3 protein-coding genes, 1 tRNA gene and 1 rRNA gene are annotated in these 6,329 nt (G+C 42.4%); all 5 read left to right on the forward strand.

All coding sequences use genetic code 11. The annotated features are described in order from the left end of the window. Positions 1 to 126 precede the first annotated feature (126 nt). The 5 genes from gndA to IGK63_RS04815 all read left to right on the forward strand — a co-directional run bounded on the left by gndA (position 127) and on the right by IGK63_RS04815 (position 6,218). A complete protein-coding gene (gndA, locus tag IGK63_RS04795; RefSeq protein ID WP_005229192.1) occupies positions 127 to 1,548 on the forward strand; it encodes an NADP-dependent phosphogluconate dehydrogenase in 1,422 nt (473 codons plus the stop codon). Positions 1,549 to 1,687: 139 nt separating this feature from the next. Next, complete coding sequence (locus IGK63_RS04800) at positions 1,688 to 2,374, forward strand: response regulator transcription factor (protein WP_005229193.1); 687 nt, start codon at positions 1,688 to 1,690, stop codon at positions 2,372 to 2,374. 14 nt (positions 2,375 to 2,388) lie between these two features. Continuing rightward, entirely contained in the window at positions 2,389 to 3,894 is a 1,506-nt protein-coding gene (locus IGK63_RS04805; RefSeq protein ID WP_034872519.1) for a HAMP domain-containing sensor histidine kinase, read from the forward strand. A 615-nt stretch (positions 3,895 to 4,509) separates the two neighbouring features. Beyond that, a 16S ribosomal RNA gene (locus IGK63_RS04810) occupies positions 4,510 to 6,069 on the forward strand. A 76-nt stretch (positions 6,070 to 6,145) separates the two neighbouring features. Continuing rightward, positions 6,146 to 6,218, forward strand: a tRNA-Ala gene (locus tag IGK63_RS04815). The last annotated feature ends 111 nt before the right edge of the window (positions 6,219 to 6,329 follow it).

Consider the following 6,329-nt stretch of genomic DNA (forward strand, 5'->3'; position numbering starts at 1 on the left):
TTTTTTGTTTTTTTGACGAATATGGAACTTTTCAGAAATATTTTTGTCCAGCGAAAGAGAATAGTTCAAAAGCAGGTACATTTGCGCTATAATGAAAAAGATAATTGAATCTTAGGAGGATGAAAGATGACAAAACAACAAATCGGCGTTGTCGGTATGGCTGTTATGGGCAAAAACTTAGCGTTGAACATCGAAAGCCGCGGTTATTCAGTTGCCTTATTTAACCGTACTGGTTCAAAGACAGAAGAAGTAGTAAAAGAACATCCAGATAAAAATTTTAAAGCAACCTATACGATAGAAGAATTTGTTCAATCTATTGAAAAACCACGTCGTATTTTATTAATGGTAAAAGCAGGATTTGCGACAGATGCAACGATCCAAGAATTATTGCCTCATCTAGACAAAGGCGATATTTTGATCGATGGCGGAAATACCTTCTTTAAAGATACGGTTCGTCGTAACGAAGAGTTGGCAAACTCAGGAATCAACTTTATCGGTACAGGTGTATCTGGTGGGGAAGAAGGCGCCTTGAAAGGTCCTTCAATCATGCCAGGAGGACAAAAAGAAGCGTATGAATTGGTTGCACCAATCTTGGAGCAAATTTCTGCAAAAGCTGAAGATGGAACACCTTGTGTGACTTATATTGGACCAAACGGTGCAGGCCATTACGTAAAAATGGTTCACAACGGGATCGAATATGGGGACATGCAGCTGATTGCTGAGTCTTATGACTTAATGCAAAACATTTTAGGTCTATCTGTTGATGAAATGGCTGATATTTTTGCTGAATGGAACAAAGGTGAATTAGACAGCTATCTAATTGAGATCACAGCGGATATTTTGACCCGTAAAGACGATCAAGGAACAGGCAAACCAATCGTTGATGTGATTTTAGATGCTGCTGGTAATAAAGGAACTGGGAAATGGACAAGCCAAAGTGCCTTAGACCTAGGTGTACCACTACCATTGATCACTGAATCTGTTTTTGCCCGTTATATTTCGGCTTACAAAGAAGAACGGGTCAATGCCAGCAAAGTCTTACCAAAACCAGAAGCAGTTGCTTTTGAAGGAAACAAAGAAGAGTTTATCAATAAGATCCGCGAAGCCTTATACTTCAGTAAGATCATGAGCTATGCACAAGGATTCGCGCAATTACGTACTGCATCAAAAGAGTATGATTGGGATCTTCCTTTTGGTGAAATTGCCAAAATTTGGCGTGCAGGCTGTATCATCCGTGCGCAATTTTTACAAAAAATCACGGATGCTTATGACAAGAATGCCGACATTGAAAACTTACTATTAGATGACTACTTCAAAGATATTACGAAACGTTATCAATCTTCTGTACGTGAAGTAGTTGCACTAGCTGTCCAAGCAGGTGTACCTGTGCCGACGTTCTCATCGGCGATCGCGTACTTCGATTCTTATCGTTCTGATCGATTGCCAGCGAACTTGATCCAAGCGCAACGGGATTACTTTGGTGCGCATACGTATGAACGGACAGATAAAGAGGGAATTTTCCATTATTCATGGTATGACGAAGCGTAAGCTTTAAGAGAATCCAAAAGAGAAAGGCCGAAAGTGAGAACTTTCGGTCAATCTCTTTTTTATTTTTTAGATACATGATAAAATAAGACAGATAATGTCTAATTTAAAGGCAGAATAATCAATAAAGGGGCTATCAATAATGAGTAATATTCTAATCATTGAAGATGAAAAGAACTTAGCTCGATTTGTGGAATTAGAATTGAAGCATGAAGGGTACAATACCGAAGTTCATTACAACGGACGGACGGGACTGGATGCGGCACTGAATAATGAATGGGATGCGATCTTATTGGATCTAATGCTTCCTGAGTTAAATGGGTTAGAAGTTTGCCGCCGCGTGCGTCAATCGAAAAACACCCCGATCATCATGATGACCGCAAGAGATTCCGTGATTGATCGAGTATCAGGTTTGGATCATGGTGCTGATGATTATATTGTGAAGCCTTTTGCAATTGAAGAATTGCTGGCACGCTTACGTGCGTTGCTTCGCCGTATCGATATCGAAGGGGACAAAAACGTCGCAAAACAAACTACGATCACTTACCGCGATCTAACGATTGAAAAAGAAAACCGTGTCGTTCGTCGTGGAACAGATGTCATTGAACTAACGAAACGCGAATACGAGCTGTTGTTGACTTTAATGGAAAACGTCAATGTCGTTTTAGCCAGAGATGTTTTATTAAACAAAGTCTGGGGCTATGAGACAGAAGTGGAAACCAACGTTGTCGATGTTTACATCCGCTATTTACGTAATAAAATTGATGTACCAGGGGAGGAAAGCTACATCCAAACCGTTCGTGGTACAGGCTATGTGATGCGGTCGTGAACCTTAAAAAAAGAATGAAAAAATTAAAAGAACTGAAGGGGCCTTCTTTAACTGTAAAGTGGGCCTTCGCAAGTTCTTTCTTTATATTTGTCGTATTTACGATCTTTGCGGTGATCACCTATAAGACCTCCGTAAATTTGATTGTCGCTAAAGAAGAAAACAATGTTGAGCGGACAATGTCAGAAGTTGCTTCCCGTCTAGCCAATTCGGACCAAGAATTAACGCTCGTTCGAACGTATCGTAATTTAACCAAAAATGATGCGGGGACGACGAGCATCTATGATCGAACCTCAACGATCGATGGCAACTTAATGAAAATCGACTCCTTTATTTCGGAATTAGGCCAAGCACCATTGAGCCTGTTTGTTTATAATTTGAATGAGGACCTTGTGTTTAAGACCCATGAAAATGATTTAGCCTTGATCGACACACAACGTAAAGCGCCAACCATCGTAACACTAGATGGCATCACCGGCTTTCTTTCGATCCAACCTATTTATTCAAAAGGCACCAGAGAGCGGATTGGCTATGCTCAAACGTTTTATGAATTGACTTCTTTTTATGAAATACGTAGCAAACTGCTGCTGACTTTGATTATCTTAGAAGTTGTCTCTCTGATTCTCAGCAGTGTGCTTGGGTTCTTTTTATCAGCGTATTTCCTTCAGCCGTTAAAGGTACTACGGGATACGATGGAAACCGTCCGGAAAAACCCGCAGTCAACCGTGCATATGCCAGAATTGAATACCAACGATGAGTTATCTGATTTAGCAGATATATTCAATGAAATGTTAGATCGCATGCGCCTGTACATTGAGCAGCAAGAGCGATTTGTTGAAGATGTTTCTCATGAATTGCGAACACCTGTAGCAATCATTGAAGGACATATGAATTTGTTGCAGCGTTGGGGAAAAGATGATCCAGAGATCTTGGATGAGTCCCTCGCAGCCAGTATGCAAGAGATCAGTCGAATGAAGACGCTCGTACAGGAAATGTTGGATCTCTCAAGAGCGGAACAAGTGGATGTTCATTATGCAAATGAAACAACTAATGCAAAAGAAGTTGTCTATCAAGTGTTCAATAACTTTAAAATACTGTATCCGGATTTTGTCTTTACATTGGATGATGATTTGTATCATGAGTTGAAGCTGAAAATCTATCGCAATCATTTTGAACAGATCATTATTATTGTCTTGGATAACGCAGTAAAGTATTCCACTGATCGAAAAGAAGTTCATCTATCCATTTCATTGGATCGTCAATCTTTTGAAATTGCCATCCAAGATTTCGGGGAAGGCATCTCCAAAGAAGACCTCGATAAGATCTTCAATCGTTTCTATCGGGTAGATAAAGCTCGTGCTAGAACCAAAGGTGGCAATGGTTTGGGGTTATCTATAGCAAAACAACTATTGGAAAGCTATAAAGGAAAAATCACGGCGGAGAGTGTCATTGGCCAAGGAACAATCTTTCGAATTTATATACCGATTCTTCAAACGGAAGATCGGACGAAAAGAGAACGTTAGGCGAAAAGCTTAAGTTCTCTTTTTTTATCCATTATTGATAGATTTAGCCGTGAAATACTTCTTATAAGCGAACGTTCGAATCGTTTGACAATGAATAATTCGCTTATAAAAATAGTTGCCAAAAAGCCTATTTTTTTAGTTGATTTTTCCTTTAAGAATTGCTATATTATTACTTGTCCTTGTTAAGATATTTGTAACAAACACTGATTGATCTTTTTTGAAATTAGTTGTTGACGAAACATTTTACAAGTGTTATTATAACAAAGTCGAAAAAATATCGTCTCTGAAAAAACCTGATAAATCAAAAAAACTTTTCAAAAAAGTGTTTGACATATAACGGTTGAGATGGTAAGATAAAAAAGTCGCTGAGGTTAAGAGAGAAGTTAAATAACAACTTCTTGAAAAAAACTTTTAAAAAAGAGTTGACAATCAATTGTCGCTCTGATATGATTTAAAAGTTGCTAACACAGCACGGTAGACCTTTGAAAACTGAACAAAGCAAGCAAACGAACCAATGTGTAGGACGTTTCAATTTATTGAAACAAATACATGCAAGCAATAGCTAGCAAAGTTAATTTTTATGAGCTTAATGACCGTATGGTCATTCAAACAAATCATTATGAGAGTTTGATCCTGGCTCAGGACGAACGCTGGCGGCGTGCCTAATACATGCAAGTCGAACGCTTTTTCTTTCACCGGAGCTTGCTCCACCGAAAGAAAAAGAGTGGCGAACGGGTGAGTAACACGTGGGTAACCTGCCCATCAGAAGGGGATAACACTTGGAAACAGGTGCTAATACCGTATAACACTATTTTCCGCATGGAAGAAAGTTGAAAGGCGCTTTTGCGTCACTGATGGATGGACCCGCGGTGCATTAGCTAGTTGGTGAGGTAACGGCTCACCAAGGCAACGATGCATAGCCGACCTGAGAGGGTGATCGGCCACACTGGGACTGAGACACGGCCCAGACTCCTACGGGAGGCAGCAGTAGGGAATCTTCGGCAATGGACGAAAGTCTGACCGAGCAACGCCGCGTGAGTGAAGAAGGTTTTCGGATCGTAAAACTCTGTTGTTAGAGAAGAACAAGGATGAGAGTAGAACGTTCATCCCTTGACGGTATCTAACCAGAAAGCCACGGCTAACTACGTGCCAGCAGCCGCGGTAATACGTAGGTGGCAAGCGTTGTCCGGATTTATTGGGCGTAAAGCGAGCGCAGGCGGTTTCTTAAGTCTGATGTGAAAGCCCCCGGCTCAACCGGGGAGGGTCATTGGAAACTGGGAGACTTGAGTGCAGAAGAGGAGAGTGGAATTCCATGTGTAGCGGTGAAATGCGTAGATATATGGAGGAACACCAGTGGCGAAGGCGGCTCTCTGGTCTGTAACTGACGCTGAGGCTCGAAAGCGTGGGGAGCGAACAGGATTAGATACCCTGGTAGTCCACGCCGTAAACGATGAGTGCTAAGTGTTGGAGGGTTTCCGCCCTTCAGTGCTGCAGCAAACGCATTAAGCACTCCGCCTGGGGAGTACGACCGCAAGGTTGAAACTCAAAGGAATTGACGGGGGCCCGCACAAGCGGTGGAGCATGTGGTTTAATTCGAAGCAACGCGAAGAACCTTACCAGGTCTTGACATCCTTTGACCACTCTAGAGATAGAGCTTCCCCTTCGGGGGCAAAGTGACAGGTGGTGCATGGTTGTCGTCAGCTCGTGTCGTGAGATGTTGGGTTAAGTCCCGCAACGAGCGCAACCCTTATTGTTAGTTGCCATCATTTAGTTGGGCACTCTAGCGAGACTGCCGGTGACAAACCGGAGGAAGGTGGGGATGACGTCAAATCATCATGCCCCTTATGACCTGGGCTACACACGTGCTACAATGGGAAGTACAACGAGTTGCGAAGTCGCGAGGCTAAGCTAATCTCTTAAAGCTTCTCTCAGTTCGGATTGTAGGCTGCAACTCGCCTACATGAAGCCGGAATCGCTAGTAATCGCGGATCAGCACGCCGCGGTGAATACGTTCCCGGGCCTTGTACACACCGCCCGTCACACCACGAGAGTTTGTAACACCCGAAGTCGGTGAGGTAACCTTTTTGGAGCCAGCCGCCTAAGGTGGGATAGATGATTGGGGTGAAGTCGTAACAAGGTAGCCGTATCGGAAGGTGCGGCTGGATCACCTCCTTTCTAAGGAATATTTCGGAAGACTACACATCGTTTGCCTTTGTTCAGTTTTGAGAGGTCTACTCTCAAGTAAATACCCGGGGCCTTAGCTCAGCTGGGAGAGCGCCTGCTTTGCACGCAGGAGGTCAGCGGTTCGATCCCGCTAGGCTCCATTAACGACAATGGTCGTTATGCTTTGTTCATTGAAAACTGGATATCGAAGAAAAAATCAAAACAAGTAACACACACCGAGTTGAAATGTTAAAAGAGTTTTTTAATAAGTT

The sequence above is a fragment of the Enterococcus sp. AZ040 genome (assembly GCF_050499185.1).
Taxonomy (GTDB): Bacteria; Bacillota; Bacilli; order Lactobacillales; family Enterococcaceae; genus Enterococcus_D; species Enterococcus_D entomosocium.